General features: G+C 51.1%; 15 protein-coding genes, 1 tRNA gene and 1 pseudogene. 8 read left to right on the top strand and 9 right to left on the bottom strand.

What is annotated here, in order from left to right; translation table 11 throughout:
* Positions 1-4: 4 nt before the first annotated feature.
* A complete protein-coding gene (gene chrA, locus DU000_RS03390; protein WP_205074003.1) occupies positions 5-1,375 on the bottom strand; it encodes a chromate efflux transporter in 1,371 nt (456 codons plus the stop codon).
* Between the two features lie 241 nt (positions 1,376-1,616).
* Here chrA and DU000_RS03385 point away from each other — a divergent pair, with 241 nt between their 5' ends.
* Genes DU000_RS03385 through DU000_RS03375 form a run of 3 tightly spaced genes read left to right on the top strand, consistent with a single transcriptional unit; the run spans position 1,617 to position 4,200 of the window.
* Positions 1,617-2,408, top strand: a complete 792-nt coding sequence (locus DU000_RS03385) for a (Fe-S)-binding protein (protein ID WP_114401909.1) — start codon at positions 1,617-1,619, stop codon at positions 2,406-2,408.
* A 2-nt stretch (positions 2,409-2,410) separates the two neighbouring features.
* Positions 2,411-3,826: a LutB/LldF family L-lactate oxidation iron-sulfur protein gene (locus tag DU000_RS03380; protein ID WP_114401908.1), complete on the top strand. Its 1,416-nt coding sequence runs from the start codon at positions 2,411-2,413 to the stop codon at positions 3,824-3,826.
* A gap of 14 nt (positions 3,827-3,840) precedes the next feature.
* A complete protein-coding gene (locus DU000_RS03375; protein ID WP_158529617.1) occupies positions 3,841-4,200 on the top strand; it encodes a tautomerase family protein in 360 nt (119 codons plus the stop codon).
* 71 nt (positions 4,201-4,271) lie between these two features.
* Here the strand turns inward: DU000_RS03375 and DU000_RS03370 are convergent, their stop codons facing one another.
* The 7 genes from DU000_RS03370 to DU000_RS03340 form a co-directional block, all read right to left on the bottom strand.
* Positions 4,272-4,901, bottom strand: a complete 630-nt coding sequence (locus tag DU000_RS03370; protein ID WP_114401906.1) for an AbiU2 domain-containing protein — start codon at positions 4,899-4,901, stop codon at positions 4,272-4,274.
* 1 nt (position 4,902) lies between these two features.
* The gene (locus tag DU000_RS03365; protein WP_114401905.1) at positions 4,903-5,961 is read right to left on the bottom strand and encodes a quinone-dependent dihydroorotate dehydrogenase; all 1,059 of its coding nucleotides are present in this window, start codon (positions 5,959-5,961) and stop codon (positions 4,903-4,905) included.
* An 82-nt stretch (positions 5,962-6,043) separates the two neighbouring features.
* On the bottom strand, positions 6,044-6,781 hold the full coding sequence (locus DU000_RS03360; RefSeq protein ID WP_114401904.1) for an arginyltransferase: 738 nt from the start codon (positions 6,779-6,781) through the stop codon (positions 6,044-6,046).
* The gene (gene aat / locus DU000_RS03355; protein WP_114401903.1) at positions 6,778-7,515 is read right to left on the bottom strand and encodes a leucyl/phenylalanyl-tRNA--protein transferase; all 738 of its coding nucleotides are present in this window, start codon (positions 7,513-7,515) and stop codon (positions 6,778-6,780) included. The genes DU000_RS03360 and aat overlap by 4 nt, the downstream gene beginning before the upstream one ends.
* A gap of 23 nt (positions 7,516-7,538) precedes the next feature.
* The gene (locus tag DU000_RS03350) at positions 7,539-8,123 is read right to left on the bottom strand and encodes an NUDIX hydrolase (protein WP_114401902.1); all 585 of its coding nucleotides are present in this window, start codon (positions 8,121-8,123) and stop codon (positions 7,539-7,541) included.
* Between the two features lie 259 nt (positions 8,124-8,382).
* The gene (locus tag DU000_RS03345) at positions 8,383-8,907 is read right to left on the bottom strand and encodes a YbhB/YbcL family Raf kinase inhibitor-like protein (protein WP_240001790.1); all 525 of its coding nucleotides are present in this window, start codon (positions 8,905-8,907) and stop codon (positions 8,383-8,385) included.
* Positions 8,908-9,073: 166 nt separating this feature from the next.
* Positions 9,074-9,886 carry an AraC family transcriptional regulator gene (locus tag DU000_RS03340; RefSeq protein ID WP_158529616.1) on the bottom strand — a complete coding sequence of 271 codons (813 nt, stop codon included), beginning with the start codon at positions 9,884-9,886 and terminating at the stop codon, positions 9,074-9,076.
* Positions 9,887-9,976: 90 nt separating this feature from the next.
* Here DU000_RS03340 and DU000_RS03335 point away from each other — a divergent pair, with 90 nt between their 5' ends.
* The 5 genes from DU000_RS03335 to DU000_RS12930 all read left to right on the top strand — a co-directional run bounded on the left by DU000_RS03335 (position 9,977) and on the right by DU000_RS12930 (position 15,553).
* A complete protein-coding gene (locus tag DU000_RS03335; RefSeq protein ID WP_114401899.1) occupies positions 9,977-11,290 on the top strand; it encodes a replication-associated recombination protein A in 1,314 nt (437 codons plus the stop codon).
* A gap of 27 nt (positions 11,291-11,317) precedes the next feature.
* Positions 11,318-13,474 carry a hypothetical protein gene (locus DU000_RS03330; RefSeq protein WP_114401898.1) on the top strand — a complete coding sequence of 719 codons (2,157 nt, stop codon included), beginning with the start codon at positions 11,318-11,320 and terminating at the stop codon, positions 13,472-13,474.
* A gap of 139 nt (positions 13,475-13,613) precedes the next feature.
* Positions 13,614-14,906, top strand: coding sequence for a serine--tRNA ligase (serS, locus tag DU000_RS03325; RefSeq protein ID WP_114402094.1), 1,293 nt, complete (start codon positions 13,614-13,616; stop codon positions 14,904-14,906).
* Positions 14,907-15,049: 143 nt separating this feature from the next.
* A tRNA-Met gene (locus DU000_RS03320) sits at positions 15,050-15,126 on the top strand.
* Between the two features lie 208 nt (positions 15,127-15,334).
* On the top strand, positions 15,335-15,553 hold the full coding sequence (locus DU000_RS12930) for a hypothetical protein (protein WP_240001775.1): 219 nt from the start codon (positions 15,335-15,337) through the stop codon (positions 15,551-15,553).
* Positions 15,554-15,592: 39 nt separating this feature from the next.
* Here the strand turns inward: DU000_RS12930 and DU000_RS12925 are convergent.
* Positions 15,593-16,660: pseudogene (locus DU000_RS12925) on the bottom strand (recombinase family protein); the annotation flags it as partial.
* Positions 16,661-16,875 lie beyond the last annotated feature (215 nt).

Here is a 16,875-nt window from a genome sequence, read left to right as displayed (position 1 = left end):
GTGCTCATCCCACCAAAGAGAAGAGCCAGCCCGCTGCTCCGCATAGCAGAATGACTGGCAGCACATTGATTTGATACCTGAAAAGTGCCAGCGCCGCACCCGCCATGATGAGCAGGCTGACCCAAGAGGGCGGATGCGCCAAACCTGTGGGCCAGATCACGTGGTAGGCAAAAAAGCAGGCGAGGTTGACAATGACGCCAACTACGGCGGCGGTGATCGCCGTTAAGGGCGCGGTATAAGCCAATTTACGGTGCGTTGATTCAATCAAGGGCCCACCCGCAAAGATGAAGATAAACGACGGTAAAAACGTAAACCAGGTAACGACACACGCCGCTAATACCCCAGCCCAGAGCGGGGAGGTGTGTAAATTAGCCGCGAGTGCTGGATGTTGATAACCACCAACAAACCCCACGAATGTCACCACCATAATCAATGGCCCAGGCGTGGTTTCACCCAAGGCTAGCCCATCTATCATTTGCGGCGCAGTAAGCCAACCGTAATGGCCCACCGCACCCTGGTAAACATAAGGTAGAACAGCATAAGCCCCGCCAAAAGTCAGCAATGCAGCTTTACTAAAGAACCATGCCATTTGCGGCAAGGTACTTTGCCAAGTGTGCGCATAGGTCAGGGTGGTTAGTGGCACGGCCCACAGCAAGAGCCCGATAGCCAACATGCTGAGCAGGCGAACCCAGCGGAATTGGGCGTGAGCGGGGGTGGGGGTATGGTCATCAATTACTGCTGGGCTGTCCCCATGCTTGCCATTTCCGTGTGCTGTTGCCATTGAAAACTGCGTCGGTGCGAAGTGTCCTCCCAGCCAGCCAGCCAGCGCACTGACGGCAATGATCAGCGGGAAGGGGGTATTGAATATGAAAATAGCAATAAAACTGGCAGTCGCTATCGACCAGAGCCATTTATTCTTTAAGGTGCGGCCACCGATTCGATAGGCGGCATGCAGAACGATGGCCGTGACAGCGGGTTTGATACCATTAAAGATCCCGGTAAGCCAATCAGTATGGCCATATGCCATGTAAAGCCAAGAGAGGGCAATTAAGATCAGCAGCGAGGGCAAAATAAAGAGTAGCCCCGCGACCACTCCCCCCGCAGTGCGATGCATGAGCCAGCCAATATAAGTCGCCAGTTGCTGTGCTTCAGGGCCGGGTAACACCATGCAGTAGTTGAGTGCATGCAGAAAACGCCCCTCACTAATCCAGCGCCGCCGCTCGACGAGTTCGCGGTGCATGATCGCAATCTGCCCGGCCGGGCCACCAAAACTAACAAAGCCAAGTTTTAACCAAAAAGAGAAAGCTTCCCAGAAGGGAATCTTAAGGCGGTCGGCATCATGAGAAGTAGGAGGGCGGTCATTACTGTTTGTCATGCTAATCATGGGCGGCTGGGTAGAGTCTTTTTCGGGCTGGGGGCAATCGCTGCAGGCCACTTATCGTAGCCCACCTTGGCTTGATGAAGTCTAATTCTTGTGGATTTATTGATCGCTACGCTGGATCTGGCTGGCGTTGCCCGACGCGGATGCAGCCCCCTTGCCAACGATCAATGATCTTTACATTCAGGGTATTTCATGGGCATAATTAAGTGAATGCTTAAAAGTTAGCGAGGACAGGATGACCCATATCCCCAGCGTTACCCCGGAAAAACGTCGAGTTGGACTGTTTGTCACTTGCTTGATTGATGCCATGCGGCCTTCGATTGGTTTTTCGGTGATTGAGCTACTCGAATCGGCGGGGTGTGAGGTAGTGGTGCCTGCCAATCAAACCTGTTGCGGGCAACCTGGTTTTAATTCGGGCGACCATGCCGCAGGCGTCACCTTGGCCCGTAAATTTTTAGACGAGTTTGAATCGTTTGATTATGTGGTGGTGCCGTCAGGTTCCTGTGGCGGCATGCTCAAAACGCATTCGCCTGAATTGTTTCCCACTGAGCCAGCGATTGCCGAGCGCCTGCGTGCACTCGCTGCACGCACGTATGAGCTGACTGATTTTCTAGCCACCGTCATGCAAGTCAACACGGTACCGGCGTGCGCGAACCCTCAACCCAAAACCACCGTGACTTATCATGACTCCTGTAGCGGCTTGCGCGAACTGGGGGTGCAAGCGCAACCCCGCGGTTTGTTGGCTTTGGTTCCCGAATTAACACTAACCGAAATGAAAGACTGCCGCGCCTGCTGCGGCTTTGGCGGTACTTTCTCCGTGAAATACGGCAATATTTCCAGCGCGATTGTGGATGAGAAGATTGCCAATATTCAAGCCACGGGTGCGCAAGCGGTCGTGCTGGGTGATGTGGGGTGCATGCTCAATATTGAGGGGCGTTTGCGTAGAGTCGGTGACAACAAAACGCAAGTGCTGCATATTGCCGAAGTCTTAGCAGGGCAAGCACAACTTTCAAGCATAAAGGCATAATCATGGAAATTCGCTCAGTCCACTTCCAAGCCTCTGCCGCGCAAAAGCTGGCGAATCCGCGCTTACAGGAAAACCTGAAAAAGCTCTCGACCAAGTTTGTGTCAGGCCGGGCCAATGCCATTACCGAACTAGATGACTTTGAGGGCACGCGTGATGCCGCGAAAGAACGTCGTAATCGCGGTTTGCAAAATCTCGATGTCTGGTTAGAAATCTTTGAAGACAATGCCCGTAAAAGTGGGGCTACGGTGCTGTACGCCGCCAGTGCAGCAGAAGCGGCAGAGCTTACCGTCAAAATCGCGCAGCACCATCAGGTGCGCAAGGTGATTAAATCGAAATCGATGGTGTCGGAAGAGCTGGCGCTGAATCGTCAGCTAGAAGCGGCAGGTATTCAATCGGTCGAGACCGATTTAGGTGAGTACATCCTGCAAATCAATAATAACGAACCGCCTTCACACATCATTGCCCCTGTTGTACATAAGGACAAAGAAGAGATTTCCGACCTCTTTGCCAAAGTCCATCAAAAGCCGCGCTTAACGAATATTGAGGCGATGACCCGCGAAGCCCGTGAGGTCTTGCGTCCTCATTTTTTAAGTGCGGACATGGGCATCAGTGGCGGTAATTTTTTAATTGCCGAAACGGGATCGGTTTGCTTAGTGACGAACGAAGGCAACGACCGCATGTGTACCACCTTGCCCAAGGTGCATGTGGCGATTACCGGGATTGAAAAAGTCGTGCCCACGCTCAACGATGTGGCCACCCTCATGCGCTTGCTGCCGCGCTCGGCCACGGGGCAATCGATCTCCAATTATTTCACCTTACTCACTGGCACCAAGCAGCCGAATGAGAGCGATGGCCCGGAGCACATGTACTTCATTTTGGTGGATGCGGGGCGCAGTGAATTGCTGGGCGGCGACTTTCAAGAAATGTTGCGCTGTATTCGTTGCGGGGCTTGTATGAACCACTGCCCGGTGTATCAAAAAATTGGCGGGCATGCTTATGGCTGGGTTTATCCTGGTCCAATGGGTTCGGTGCTCACCCCCAGTTATGCCGGGCTGGCGAATGCGCTGGACTTACCTCAAGCCGCGACGCTGTGTGGCGAATGCCATGTGGTTTGCCCGGTCAAAATTCCCTTGCCCGATCTGCTGCGGAAACTCCGTGAAAAACAAGTGGAGCAGGGCCTGAGGCCGTGGACAGAGCGCATCGCGCTGCGCGTCTGGCGTTGGGCGGCCTTACATCCTAAGATCTATCGCTGGGGTAGCCGTATCGCAGTGCGAGCACTCAAAGTCTGGGCGAAATGGCAGGGGGGCAAGATTCGGCAGCTACCGGGCGCAGCAGGGTGGACGGATTATCGCGATTTGCGCGTGCCGGAGGGGAAGACCTTTAGAGAGATGTATGCTCAAAAAAAGCAAACCAAATAATTGCGAGGATGATGATGGCGTTAGTTAGGGTGGATTTTCATGAATCTCGACCTCCCGACTTTCAGGAAAAAATCGGTGAGATCATCACGCAAGTGATGCGTGAGGTATTAAAGGTCCCTGACGCTGAAAACTATGTCATTGCAGAGGCGCATTCGCATACTGCTGTTTGCCATCAGCCTGGTGTATTGGATGACGCACAACGAGCGCAGATTGTGTTTATTCAAATTACTTTAAATCAGGGGCGTACTACGGATCTCAAGCAAGCGTTTTATGCAGAATTGAAACAACGCATGCAAGAGCAGCTTGGGGTTTCTACTTCAGCCATTTATATCAATTTAGTTGAAGTGGATCGGGCAAACTGGGCGTTTGCCTGATTTATGTCAGCTATTGGGCTTCGCACGGTGGCCGAATTATCGGGATTTACGTATGCTGGAGGGGAAGGCGTTTAGATGGACGTATGCGGTGTATCGTGGAAGCGGTTCTGATAGCCAATTTTGTATGTTTTTATAAAATCTAGCGCATCTGTTTTTGTTTCGCAGATAAAGCTGTTATAGGGCTCTTCTAGTATCAATTTAGAAATGATGTTCATAAATTCTGTTAGGTATTCAAAATAGTCATTATCATTATTTTTGCCGAATTCGGCAAAGTATGGGTCTTGTAAAATTTCCTCTAGATCATTGTGTGAGCTATATTTATTTCGTGCACTTTTGAAACTACTCGTGAAATCCAAATCATTCATTTTCTTCTCTATATTGAGCAGCTGTGACTTGGTTTGATTGTCCCAAGTGTATTTATTAATGATCAGCGGAATAGATAAATTTGAAAATATCTTGTCTTTATATTTAGTGGTGGCTGGATCGTGCAGTTTAGAAATTTGTGTAATTAATTGCCAATGCAGCGCAGTTTTAATTGCGTGAAAGAAATGCTCATTTCTTGGTTGCTTAAAAAAATCTATGTATTCGTTATTGTCAAATAATTCAATCAACAATGTCCACGTTTGTATGGCTGAGGTACATAAATCTCGTAAAGCGACCGCGGTATTAATATCCAGTCTTGGGTTAGAAGTCTCTTGCATGCTATTTAAGTAGATTGATGCTTTCACTAATTAGCCCCGGCCCACGATAAATCAATCCCGAATACAGCTGCACCAAGCTTGCACCAGCTTCGATTTTTTCTTTCGCATCGGCCCCGCTCAAAATTCCGCCCACGCCAATAATCGGTAGGGTATCCCCCACGGCTTGCTTGAGTGCGCGAACGACTTGCGTAGACAGCGCTTTCACCGGGGCGCCGCTGAGGCCGCCGGTTTCGTCGCCATGCTGCATGCCTTTAACTGCATCTCGGCTGAGGGTGGTGTTGGTGGCGATGACGCCGTCGATTTTGTGGCGGAGCAAGGTATCCGCAATTACCCTGATTTGCTCGGCATCTAAATCGGGCGCGATTTTGAGCGTGAGCGGCACATAAAAGCCATGTTGTTGTGCGAGTTTGTATTGCGTGGTTTTGAGCGTGGCGAGTAGGTTATCCAGCTCATCACCGCCTTGCAGTTGCCGCAGGTTTTTGGTGTTGGGCGAGGAAATGTTGACAGTGACGTAGCTGGCATAGGGATACACACGCTCCAGGCAATGCACATAGTCATCCACAGCCCGCTCAATCGGGGTATCGGCATTTTTACCGATGTTCAGCCCAAGAATGCGAGGCTGCGTTTTCCGCTCGGCATAAAACTGCGAGGCTTGCACATTTTTCACAAACTGTTCGACCCCGCTATTGTTAAAGCCCATGCGGTTGATAATGCCTTGCGCTTGCGGGAGTCGGAACATCCGTGGCTTGGGATTACCGGGCTGTGGTCGGGGCGTAACGGTGCCGACTTCAATAAAACCAAAGCCGAGGGCGGCGAGGGCGTCAATATAGCTGGCGTCCTTATCCAACCCCGCCGCTAAACCAACCGCATTTGGAAACTTCAGCCCCATGACGGTTTTTGCGTGAGTGGGATTAGCCTTTGGTGCGCTGAGTAAACCGCATTGATGCAAGCGCTTTAGATTGTTTAAGGTGAAATGATGCGCGGTTTCGGCATCCATTGAAAACAGCAACGGGCGAGCGAGGGGGTAGAGTGGCGAGAGGACGGGGAGGGTAGACAGCATGATCAAGGATTCGTGTAGGTAAGCAGAACCCGAATGATAGCGGATCGTAGCAGGAGCAATGCCTAAACAACTTGCTTTCTGCTTATGCGTTGTCGGATTGTAGGGGGATCCATTGGCCTTCTTGATACGCTTCTAGCGGCTGAAAATTGGCTTTGTAGGCCATCTTTTGACTCTGTGCAATCCAGTAGCCCAAATACACATAGGGCAGTTGTAAAGCGCTTGCTGCGGCGATTTGCCAGAGGATGTTGTAAGTGCCGTAACTGGCTTTAGGGTTGCTGGTATCAAAGAAGGTATAGACCGCCGACAGGCCATCTTCCAACACATCCACCAGCGATACCATCCGCAGTGTGCCATCGGGTTCGCGGAATTCAATCAAGCGGGTATCAATCCGGCTATTCAGCAAAAACTGGCTGTACTGCTCGCGGTCGTCTTCATCCATGCCACCGCCTGCATGGCGGGTTTGTTGGTAGTGCTGGTAGAGCGCGAAATGTTCTTCATCAAAGTGCAGCGTTTTCTCAAAGACTTGCAAGCGCTGTAAGCGTTGCCAAATGCGGCGTTGCGTGCGATTGGGCTGAAAGCGCTCAGAATGAATCCGCACCGGCAAGCAGGCGCGACAGCCATCGCAATGCGGGCGATAGGTGTATAGCCCGCTGCGGCGAAAGCCATTGCGCACCAGTTCGGTATAAACAAAGGTGTCGATTAAATGCGTGGGGGTGGCAACCTGCGAGCGTGCTTGTTGGTCGGGCAAATAGCTGCACGGGTAGGGAGCCGTGGCATAAAAATGAATCTGCGCGAGCTTGAAGGCTTTGGGGTGCGTCATGGTGTGAATACAGTAAGCATTGCTTTTAGATTACTGTGTTTTGCCGCGTTTTGCCAGTCCATTTCCGGTTGTACCGTGCTGCTGGCCAAATACGCTTTAAACGCAGCCCGACAGATGGGCGCAGCGCCGAGCGAAGCCAAATGCCGTGTTTGCTGCTGGCAGTCGATCAACGCGCAGTCTTGGGTGCGCAAGAATGCCACCAAGGCGGCGAGGGCGATTTTAGAGCCATCGGTCACCCGCGTGAACATGGATTCCCCGTAAAACATGCGGCCAATCGCCACCCCATATAAGCCTGACACCAGTTTGCCTTCGTGCCAAGTTTCAACCGAATGGGCGTGCCCAGCGTGATGCAAAGCGGAGTAGGCTGCCACCATCTCGGGCACGATCCAGGTGCCGGACTGCCCGGCGCGATGTTGTTCAGAACAGGCTTGAATCACCTCAGCAAACGCCGTGTCGCAGCGAATTTCCCAAGCGGGGTCGAGGCTGACTTTTTCCAGAGTTTTGCGTAGGCTGCGATGGCAGCGAAAATCGGCACAGCGTAAAACCATGCGCGGTTCGGTGCTCCACCACAAAATCGGCTCACCTTCGCTATACCAAGGAAAAATGCCGTGTTGGTAGGCGTTTAGCAAGCGCGGTACGGATAAATCGGCTCCGGCGGCGAGCAGGCCACTGGGTTCTTTGAGTGCGCGCTCAATCGGTGGGAAAGGCGTGTGGGTATCGAGCCAGGGCAGCATATCGTGCGTGGTCGAGCTTGAGATTAGTAAGGCGACTGCTTGTGTGGCGCATGAATGCTAGCAACGTAGCACATCGGCTGGTCTACTCCGGTGTTCTGTTGGTTGCGGCGGCTGGCAAAGTAGTGTTCCAAAGTCAGCCGTACCGAACTAAAGGCCAAGTCCGCCCAAGGAATATCGCTCTCCTTGAATAGGCGCTGTTCAAGGGTTTCGGGGCCGGGTTGGCAATCGGGCGAGTCGAGCTGAGCTAGATAGAACAAATGCGTTTGCCCGGCATGGGGAATATCAATCAGGCTAAACAAGGGGCCGAGTTTGACGGTTGCCCCGGCTTCTTCCTGCGTTTCGCGCACGGCCCCGGCTGCGGTGGTTTCGTCGAGTTCCATGAAACCGGCGGGTAGGGTCCAGTAGCCGTAGCGTGGCTCAATCGCACGCTTACAGAGCAGGACTTCATCGTTCCAGATTGGAATGGTGCCCACCACCATACGAGGGTTTTCGTAGTGAATGGTGTGGCAGGCGGGGCAAACCGCACGCAACCGGTTTTCGCCATCGGGGATACGATGCTCAACCGCATGACCACACGCAGCACAATAAACAATGGTTGAAACACGCATAGCAGTATTCAGAGGGAGACACGCACCGTTGGCGTAATTATTTATTTTAGCGGAGACTGTGGGGTACCAGCGACATGAAGATGATTTTATCTCAGCGTCACCAAACTACAGTGATCGTCAGACTAATCATCAGCCTGCCGGGCACGCGTTCGGCAGCGCAGCCTGAAGTGCCGATGAGCTTACTAGAATAAAAACAGGGAACCAGTTGGTTCCCTGTTTTTTACTTGCTCGGTGATGCGTGCAATTGGATAAGCGTAATTTATTTCTTACGCCCATACTTTGCCGTGAAGCTGGCCTTGGCTAAGCGATTGGCATTGATCATGTAGCCAATGAGTGCGGCGGTGGCGTCGGCAGGCACTTCGATCTTTTCAGTTTTCAATGCATGCACTGTAAAAATGTAGCGATGCGGTTTGTCGCCCACGGGTGGGCAGGCGCCACCGAATCCTGCGCTACCAAAGTCAGTGCGGCCTTGCACGGTGCCTGCGGGCAGGGCGCCGCTGTTTGCACTCCCGGCATTCTCGGCTAGGCTCGTGGTGTTGGCGGGTAGGTTGTACACCACCCAGTGCCACCAGCCGGAACCAGTTGGGGCATCCGGGTCGTACACGGTCACCGCATAGCTTTTTGTCCCAGCGGGGCCGGGTGTCCAAGTTAGCGCGGGGGAAATGTTTTGGCCGGTGCAACCAAACCCGTTAAACACTTGTGCGTCGCTGAGGGTGCTATTGGGTTTAATAGTGGGGCTGCTGAGTTTAAATTCGCCGGCGTGAGCCATGGAACCAAACAGCATGGCGCCCGTGAATAACGTCGCGCTGAAAATACTTGTGAGGGGGCTGGTTCGCTTCATTGACATCTCCTTGGTTGAGGGAAAATCAGTATTTATCTTGAGCTGAAATAATCGCATCAATCGTGCAAAACTGCATAACGATTTTCTTTCAATCTTTATCCATTCTCAATCAGCTTGCCCGCACACTAGAGGGCGCGGCACCCCAGCGCTTTTGAAAAGCAGCGCTAAATTGACTGTGTGATTCCCAGCCGCAAGCTTGTGCTACTTCGCCAATCGGCATGAGGGTGGTTTGCAGTAAATGCAGCGCATGCTCTAGGCGAATTTCACGTACGATGGTGGCGAGAGTGAGTGGATGGTTCTGTAAGCGTCGGCGCAGACTGGATTCACTCAGGTTCAGTGATTTGGCCAAATTGGCTGCTTGCCAATCCTGGTGTGGCGCGCTTTGCACTAAATGCCGGATGGCATCCAGCCAATCGGTTTGCGTCGTGTGGGGAAAGTGATAACCGGCTTCCGCAATCAATAAAAGAATTTCTAGCTGGCGATGACGGAAAACTTCAGGGCTAATTTTGGTACTTGTTTTGGTACTTTTGGCGTGCGCGCTGGTGTGGTCTGTTTGCTTAGGGAGTAGCCGCTGTGTGGCTTCAAGTAGGGCGCTGGCATGATCCAGTTTTTGCAGAAGGGCGATCGGTTGTGTCGTCAAGTGCATGCTACTACGCGCCGCATCTTGCAAACAAGTTGCGTCAAAGCCAACAAAAACTGCTTGGTACGAGTGATCTCGATCCGGCTGATTGGTAATATCCCAGACCGTATGTTGGGCGAGTAGAATAGCTTGCTTGGGTTGCAGCGTCACCGTATCGCCGCTGGGTAGATGAATCATCTTGGTGCCGGACAGCACAATGCACAATGCAGGTTGGCGAATGGGCACGGTTTTTAAGCGATAGGTTTGGCTTGCAAATATCGTTGCAGCTTGCAGGTGGTTCATTGATGGTGGCTCACGTTTCATTAGCAGCGCTTGTTTATAAATTCACTTTAACCGAAAAACATCCCTAGTACGCGAATTTGAACGGTCAGTATGGCAGATCTCTTTGAGCAACCTTTATCGCAACGGCAAGCGGTTCCGCTGGCAGAACGGCTGCGCCCCACCACGATTGAGGATGTGGTCGGGCAGTCGCATTTGCTGGGGGCGGGCAAACCATTGCGGATTGCTTTTCAAAGTGGCCAGCCGCATTCCATGATTTTTTGGGGGCCGCCCGGCGTTGGCAAGACCACGCTGGCCCGCTTAATGGCCGATGCCTTTGGTTTGCCGTTTATTGCCCTCTCTGCGGTGCTCTCTGGCGTGAAAGAAATTCGGGAAGCGGTGGTGCAGGCCGAACAAACGCGCTTACTGAATGGCAAGCCGACCTTGCTGTTTGTCGATGAAGTGCATCGTTTTAATAAAAGCCAGCAAGACGCTTTTTTACCGCATGTTGAAGCGGGGTTGTTTGTGTTTATTGGTGCCACCACCGAAAACCCCTCCTTTGAGGTGAACAACGCTCTGCTGTCGCGGGCGGCGGTGTATGTGCTTAAAGCGCTGGATCAAACCGAGCTGCGCCAGCTACTCGCGCGGGCCAATCAGTTAGCTTATCCGGATTTAGCGGTGGCTGATGCCGCCATGGAGACGTTGCTGGCCAGTGCCGATGGGGATGGCCGCAAACTCCTGAATAATTTTGAACTGGTTGCGCGGGCCGCACAGCAAGCCGGATTAACTACGATTGAGGGTGAGCTGATTGCACAAGTACTCACGCAAAGCTTGCGCCGCTTTGATAAAGGTGGCGATGCGTTTTACGATCAAATCTCCGCCTTGCATAAATCGGTGCGCGGTTCCAATCCCGATGCAGCATTGTATTGGCTGGTAAGGATGCTGGATGGTGGGGCGGACCCGCGCTATCTCGCCCGGCGCATTATCCGCATGGCCTCAGAAGATATTGGCCTGGCCGATCCCCGCGCCCTACGGATTGCGCTAGATGCGGCGGAAACGTATGAGCGCCTTGGTTCACCCGAAGGGGAGTTGACGCTGGCGCAAGCCGTGCTGTATTTAGCGTGCGCGGCGAAATCCAATGCCAGCTACCTGGCTTACAAAGCGGCCAAAGCCTTTGTCGCCAACGATGCCAGCCGCCCCGTGCCAGAACATCTGCGCAATGCCCCCACCAAGCTCATGAAAGACTTGGGCTATGGTAAAACTTACCGCTATGCACACGATGAACCCAATGCCTATGCCGCCGGGGAAACGTATTTGCCGGAAGGAATCGACGAACCAGGTTGGTATCAGCCTACGCCGAGAGGGTTGGAGGCAAAAATTGCTGAGAAGCTTGCTGTATTGAAACAGTGGGATGAAGATGCTGGCTAAGTTGGATCAAATCAAACGGGCATTGGAATGAAGCTTATCGTTAATCTAGAGAATTGTTACGGCATCAGCGAATTAGTGCATGAGTTTGATTTCAGCAACACTAATAGCTATGCAATCTACGCACCGAATGGCTTTATGAAAACATCTTTTTCAAAGACGTTCGATGACTTGGCAAAGGGTAGAGATACCAAAGATTTGATATTTCCAGATAGAGCATCAAGCAGAGTCATAAAAGATGATGCGGGTAGTGACATTGCCGCTGATTCAGTATTTGTCGTTGAACCCTACAATGCTGACTTTTCATCGGAGAAAGCATCACTGCTTCTTGTTAATGGTGCAGTTAAGCAAAAGTATGATGATGCTCTCAAGGAGATTGCAGATAAACAGGCCGGTTTGTTTGCGAAGCTGAAACAGTTGTCAGGCTTGACTGGTAGAACCGTTACTCCTGAAACTGAAATATTGAAATGCTTTGGAAATAAGTCGCTTGCTGAACTTGTAGAGTCATTGGAAGAACAAGTAAAGGCCGCCCCCCCTTCGCAGCTTTCCACTGTGGTCTATGCAGAAGTTTTCAATGACAAGGCAGTTGGGCTTCTGGATTCTGGGTCAATCAAAGATCAGCTAGAAGAATATATCCAAAAATACAACGAACTGGTTTCCAAGTCTGACGTCCTCAGTAAGCAATTCAATCACTACAGCGCATCGACTGTTAACAAGCAACTCAAAGACAATGGATTTTTTGAGGCAAAACATTCAGTAAATCTCAGAACCAAAGATGGGATGAAAGAGATTTCGACTGCTGATGAGCTTGCTGAAAAAATTGAAGAGGAACGAAAGAAGATTCTGACCGACAAGGATCTTGCTACCAAATTTGATGCCATAGATAAGAAAATCCAAAACATTGAGCTACGGAAGTTCAGAGATTATCTCTTTGATAATCAGCACATCCTTCCCTATTTGAAAGACTTCAAGAAGCTTCAAAAGGACCTTTGGATTGCTTATCTGGTTGATCAGAAGGATCTCTATAGCCAATTCCTAGATGCCTACAGAACTAGCAAGGTCACTATTGAAGAGGCTGTTGAACAAGCCAAGAGTGAAAGAACAGAATGGGAAGCAGTTGTTGATGCTTTCAACAAGCGGTTCTCTGTTCCGTTCAAGATGAGCGTGGCAAACCAAGATGATGTGATCTTGAAAGGGTCACAACCAACAATTACATTCAAATTCAAAGATGGCGATGGAGAGGGTGATGTTGCTAGAGACTCTTTGCTGAAAGTGCTTAGTCAAGGTGAAAGAAGGGCTCTCTATATATTGAACATCTTGTTTGAGATTGAGACAAGAAGGAAGCAAGGTGCAACAACTATCTTGGTAATTGATGATATTGCGGACTCGTTTGACTATAAAAACAAGTATGCAATCATTGAATATCTCAAGGACATTTCTGCTACCGGGCAATTCCTGTGTCTCTTTCTTTCCCATAATTTCGATTTCTACAGAAGTATAAGTGGACGGCTTGGGTTAAGGCGTGATTACAAACTGCATGCAGCCAAGACAGGTAGAAAGCTTAAGCTGATTCAAGAAAAATATCAGAAGAATCCTTTTGGTCACTGGAAAGATAATCTCACAACGCCCTCTTTTTGTATTTCGGCAATCCCATTTGTTCGCAACTTGGCTGAATACTGCGGTTTGAAGGCGGAATGTCTCAAGCTCACATCATTGCTTCATGTCAAAGGTGATACTGACACCATGACTCTTGATGAACTCTGCACGATCTACAAGAAAATTCTAGCTGATAAGCAGCAATTGTCATTGAATCCAAAAACGAAGCTTGTAATAGATTTGATCAATGAAGAGGCGGAATCAGTTTTTAATGCTCAAGAAGAGGCTGTAGAACTTGAAGGGAAAATTGTTCTTTCGATTGCTATCAGATTGGTTGCTGAACGGCATATGATTAAAACCATTAACAATGCCGCTTTTGTAGGCCCCATTGAGGAGAACCAAACAATTAAGCTCCTACAGGAATACAAAAGGTTGGGCCTTGGTAGACCAGAAGATGTGTTGGTACTTGAACAGGTGAACTTGATGACACCAGAAAATATTCATTTAAATTCATTTATGTATGAGCCCATCCTAGACTTGGGAATAGGTCACCTGAAAAGCCTATATTCAAATGTAAAACAACTTCCATGAAGGGCAGTATCTTTATGTGCTTATGTATTGAGGCACAGGTAAGTGGAATCGTAAGCTAAAATGGCGGAAAAGCTGGCGTGGCTGCGTAGCCTGGATGACGAAGCCCGCTCTCAATAATTTATTCACTGTTAAAACACTCATGCTTGATATTCAACTTCTTCGTAAAGATTTAGATGCCGTGGTGGCGCGTTTGGCGAGCCGTGGCTTCACTTTCCCCCAAGAGCAGTTCGTTGCACTGGAAGCCGAGCGCAAACAAATTCAAACCCGTACGGAAGAGCTGCAAGCCAAGCGGAATAGCTTGTCCAAACAGATCGGTATCGCCAAAAGCAAAGGCGAAGATGCGGCACTCATCATGGCGGAAGTGGGTGGGATTGGCGATGAATTAAAAACCTCGGCAGCGCGTTTGGATGAAGTGCAATCGGCGATGACGGCGCTATTGCAAAGTATCCCCAACTTGCCGCACGAGTCTGTGCCCGTGGGTAAGGATGAGCACGATAACGTGGAAGTACGCAAATGGGGTACGCCCAAGGCGTTTGACTTTGCGGTGCGCGACCACGTGGACATTGGCGCGGCTTTGGGCCTAGATTTTGAAACTGGGGCCAAACTCTCTGGCGCACGTTTTACCGTTTTGCGGGGGCAAATTGCTCGCCTGCATCGGGCACTCGCGCAGTTTATGCTGGATACGCAAACGCAGGAGCATGGCTACACCGAGTGCTATACGCCTTACATTGTGAATGCTGATTCTCTCCGTGGTACGGGCCAGCTCCCGAAATTTTCGGAAGATTTATTTGCCGCTAAAAAGGGTGGGGCAGATGCCGAAGCCGATGCGCTGTATTTGATTCCCACAGCGGAAGTACCACTGACTAATTTTGTCCGTGATGAGATCGTGGCGAATGATGCGTTGCCCATCAAGCTCACCGCCCATTCACCCTGCTTCCGTTCCGAAGCGGGCAGCTATGGCAAGGATACGCGCGGCATGATCCGCCAGCACCAGTTTGATAAGGTGGAAATGGTGCAGATTGTTGAGCCTAGCCAGTCTTACGAGGCGCTTGAAGCGATGGTCGGTCATGCAGAAGCGATTTTGCAAAAATTGGGTTTGCCGTACCGGGTGGTGTCGCTCTGCACCGGCGATATGGGCTTTGGTGCCGCTAAAACCTATGACCTTGAGGTATGGTTGCCAGCGCAAAATACCTATCGCGAAATTTCTTCGGTATCGAATTGTGAAGCCTTTCAAGCCCGTCGCATGCAAGCGCGCTTCAGAAATGCGGATGCCAAGCCAGAGCTGCTGCATACGCTGAATGGTTCGGGCTTAGCCGTTGGCCGGACATTGGTGGCCGTGTTAGAAAACTACCAGCAGGCCGATGGCAGTGTCGTGGTGCCGGAGGTGTTACGTGCCTATCTTGGCGGGCTAGATGTACTAAAGGCGGCGTGATTGATTATCAGGAGTGGGGTGGATTTGTTTGCTGCGCAGGGAGTTTGCTTGGCGAACCTGGGACTGCCTTTGCTGTGATGTTGCTAGTTCAGTCTTTGCATTTGCAATAGAACGAAAATCATGTCATAATGCTTTTCTACTGACGCGGGGTGGAGCAGCTCGGTAGCTCGTCGGGCTCATAACCCGAAGGTCGTAGGTTCAAATCCTGCCCCCGCAACCATGATTAGAGATGACGGCTCAGCAATCGCTGGGCCGTTTTCTATTTCAGCGCACACACCGCCTTCTGCTGGCACCAATACTACTTTACCAAGCAGTTCAGCCAATAGCGTTCTCGCGTGGTTGGTGTCTTTAGCCAGCGCGTTTTGCAGGTCTAGCACCATTTCTTTATAGCGGGCCACCATCGCGGCCATTTCAATGCTGGGCTTACCTTGGGCTGGCGCTTCTTTCAAAGCAGCCTTTTCGGCCTCTGCCGCTTTCAGTTTCTCGGCAAGGGCGGGCGATACCCCGACTGCGGCAATCGCATCGACCAGTCGGCCAATCTCTTTGTCAATTTCTGCAAGACGTTTTTTGGCAGCATGATGGCTTGCGCTCGCGCTACTTTGCTCACTCTCGATCAATTGCTTGACGGCGTTTTGCATCTCAACTAAAGCTGCTGGCGATAGAAGCTCTTCCCGCACTAGGCTGAGTAGCCGCTGGTCAGTTTTTTCCCTGCTCACTAGCAATTTGCTATCGCAGACAGCATCCCCACGGTCTTTATGGTTTGCGCAACCGTATTTGTGGGCGTTTACAGCGATCATCGGGCCGCCGCACTGGTGGCACGTCAGCAGCCCCCCGAATAGTGTCCTGGCGGGCCTTCCAGCGCCTTTGCTGCCACCTTTGAGGCTCGGCTTGTCGATGCGGTTACGCACTTTCTGCCACAGGGCATCATCAATGATGCGTAGCTCTGGCCGTTCCATTATCTGCCACTCTTCCTTTGGCCGGTCTATTCGTACTCGCTTGCCCGTGTCCGGGTGTTTTTCCCAGCGTGAGCGATTCCAAATATAGTGGCCGACATACGTGGCATTGTTCAGAATGCCGCTGCCCTTGGCTGGGCAGCCGTATAGTGCAGATACAGCCCAAGTAGAATTTCTAGGGCTAGGGATGCGGTTTAGATTAAGTTCGGCGGCAATCTTCTGGCAGCTCTTGCCAGCAGCATATTGCTCAAATATCCAGCGGACGTGTTTGGCCTGCTCTTCGTTGATTGTCAGCTTGAAGCCTTTGCCATCGGGCACCGATTCATAGCCATATACGCTTCCCCCCGCGTGATAGCCTCGATGCACTTGGCCAGATAGGCCGCGGTGGGTTTTCTTCTTTAAATCGCGCAGATACTGCTCATTCATTAGGCCGCGAAAGCCGCGCTGCATTTCTCGATCATCACGCAAACTGTCGTAGCCGTCGCTGGTACTCACGATACGCACCCCGGAAAACTCTAGCCTACGGACAATGGTTTCTTGATCAACCAAATTGCGGCTCAGCCTATCCAGGCTCTCTATAATGATTGTTTTAACTTCGCCGCGCGCGCATGCAGCCAGCAGCTTTGCCCCCTGCGGGCGGCGTTCTACTGTCATGAAGCCGCTCAGTTCTTCATCCGAATACACCCCGCAAACGCGCAGGCCATGCCTTTCGGCATACTGCATGGCAAGACGCATTTGGTCTTGCGTGCTGGTTTCGTCTTGATTATCGGACGAGTATCGAGTGTAGATTGCCGCTGTCATTCTTTACTTGTGCGCTCGGGTCGTTTGCGGGTTTGGGCGTCGGTAATTCTATAACTTGCTTTGCAAGTATTTGGATTAGACCGAGAATTGCCGGGTTAACTGGGTGTCGAGTCATGTTGTTCCTCAATAAATTTCAAACCATTTGCTTGGCTTATTCTGAATGTGGTACGGATTTACCCGAAAGCTAACGTATGGGAAGTCAGTGCCAACCTGCA

This window comes from Parvibium lacunae (assembly GCF_003335215.1).
Lineage (GTDB): Bacteria > Pseudomonadota > Gammaproteobacteria > Burkholderiales > Burkholderiaceae_D > Parvibium > Parvibium lacunae.
The sequence above is the reverse complement of the archived record's forward strand: the minus strand, read 5'-3'. Positions and strand labels throughout refer to the sequence as shown.

Excerpts from the sequence above, each read along its gene's own strand:
- DU000_RS03370 (WP_114401906.1), bottom strand. The coding sequence starts at position 4,901 with ATGCAAGAGACTTCTAACCCAAGACTGGATATTAATACCGCGGTCGCT.
- serS (WP_114402094.1), top strand. The coding sequence starts at position 13,614 with ATGCTTGATATTCAACTTCTTCGTAAAGATTTAGATGCCGTGGTGGCG.
- DU000_RS03360 (WP_114401904.1), bottom strand. The coding sequence starts at position 6,781 with ATGACGCACCCCAAAGCCTTCAAGCTCGCGCAGATTCATTTTTATGCC.
- chrA (WP_205074003.1), bottom strand. The coding sequence starts at position 1,375 with ATGACAAACAGTAATGACCGCCCTCCTACTTCTCATGATGCCGACCGC.
- DU000_RS03340 (WP_158529616.1), bottom strand. The coding sequence starts at position 9,886 with ATGAACCACCTGCAAGCTGCAACGATATTTGCAAGCCAAACCTATCGC.
- DU000_RS03375 (WP_158529617.1), top strand. The coding sequence starts at position 3,841 with ATGGCGTTAGTTAGGGTGGATTTTCATGAATCTCGACCTCCCGACTTT.
- DU000_RS03380 (WP_114401908.1), top strand. The coding sequence starts at position 2,411 with ATGGAAATTCGCTCAGTCCACTTCCAAGCCTCTGCCGCGCAAAAGCTG.
- DU000_RS03365 (WP_114401905.1), bottom strand. The coding sequence starts at position 5,961 with ATGCTGTCTACCCTCCCCGTCCTCTCGCCACTCTACCCCCTCGCTCGC.
- DU000_RS03350 (WP_114401902.1), bottom strand. The coding sequence starts at position 8,123 with ATGCGTGTTTCAACCATTGTTTATTGTGCTGCGTGTGGTCATGCGGTT.
- DU000_RS03345 (WP_240001790.1), bottom strand. The coding sequence starts at position 8,907 with ATGCTGTTTGGTTCCATGGCTCACGCCGGCGAATTTAAACTCAGCAGC.
- DU000_RS03335 (WP_114401899.1), top strand. The coding sequence starts at position 9,977 with ATGGCAGATCTCTTTGAGCAACCTTTATCGCAACGGCAAGCGGTTCCG.
- DU000_RS03330 (WP_114401898.1), top strand. The coding sequence starts at position 11,318 with ATGAAGCTTATCGTTAATCTAGAGAATTGTTACGGCATCAGCGAATTA.
- aat (WP_114401903.1), bottom strand. The coding sequence starts at position 7,515 with ATGCTGCCCTGGCTCGATACCCACACGCCTTTCCCACCGATTGAGCGC.
- DU000_RS03385 (WP_114401909.1), top strand. The coding sequence starts at position 1,617 with ATGACCCATATCCCCAGCGTTACCCCGGAAAAACGTCGAGTTGGACTG.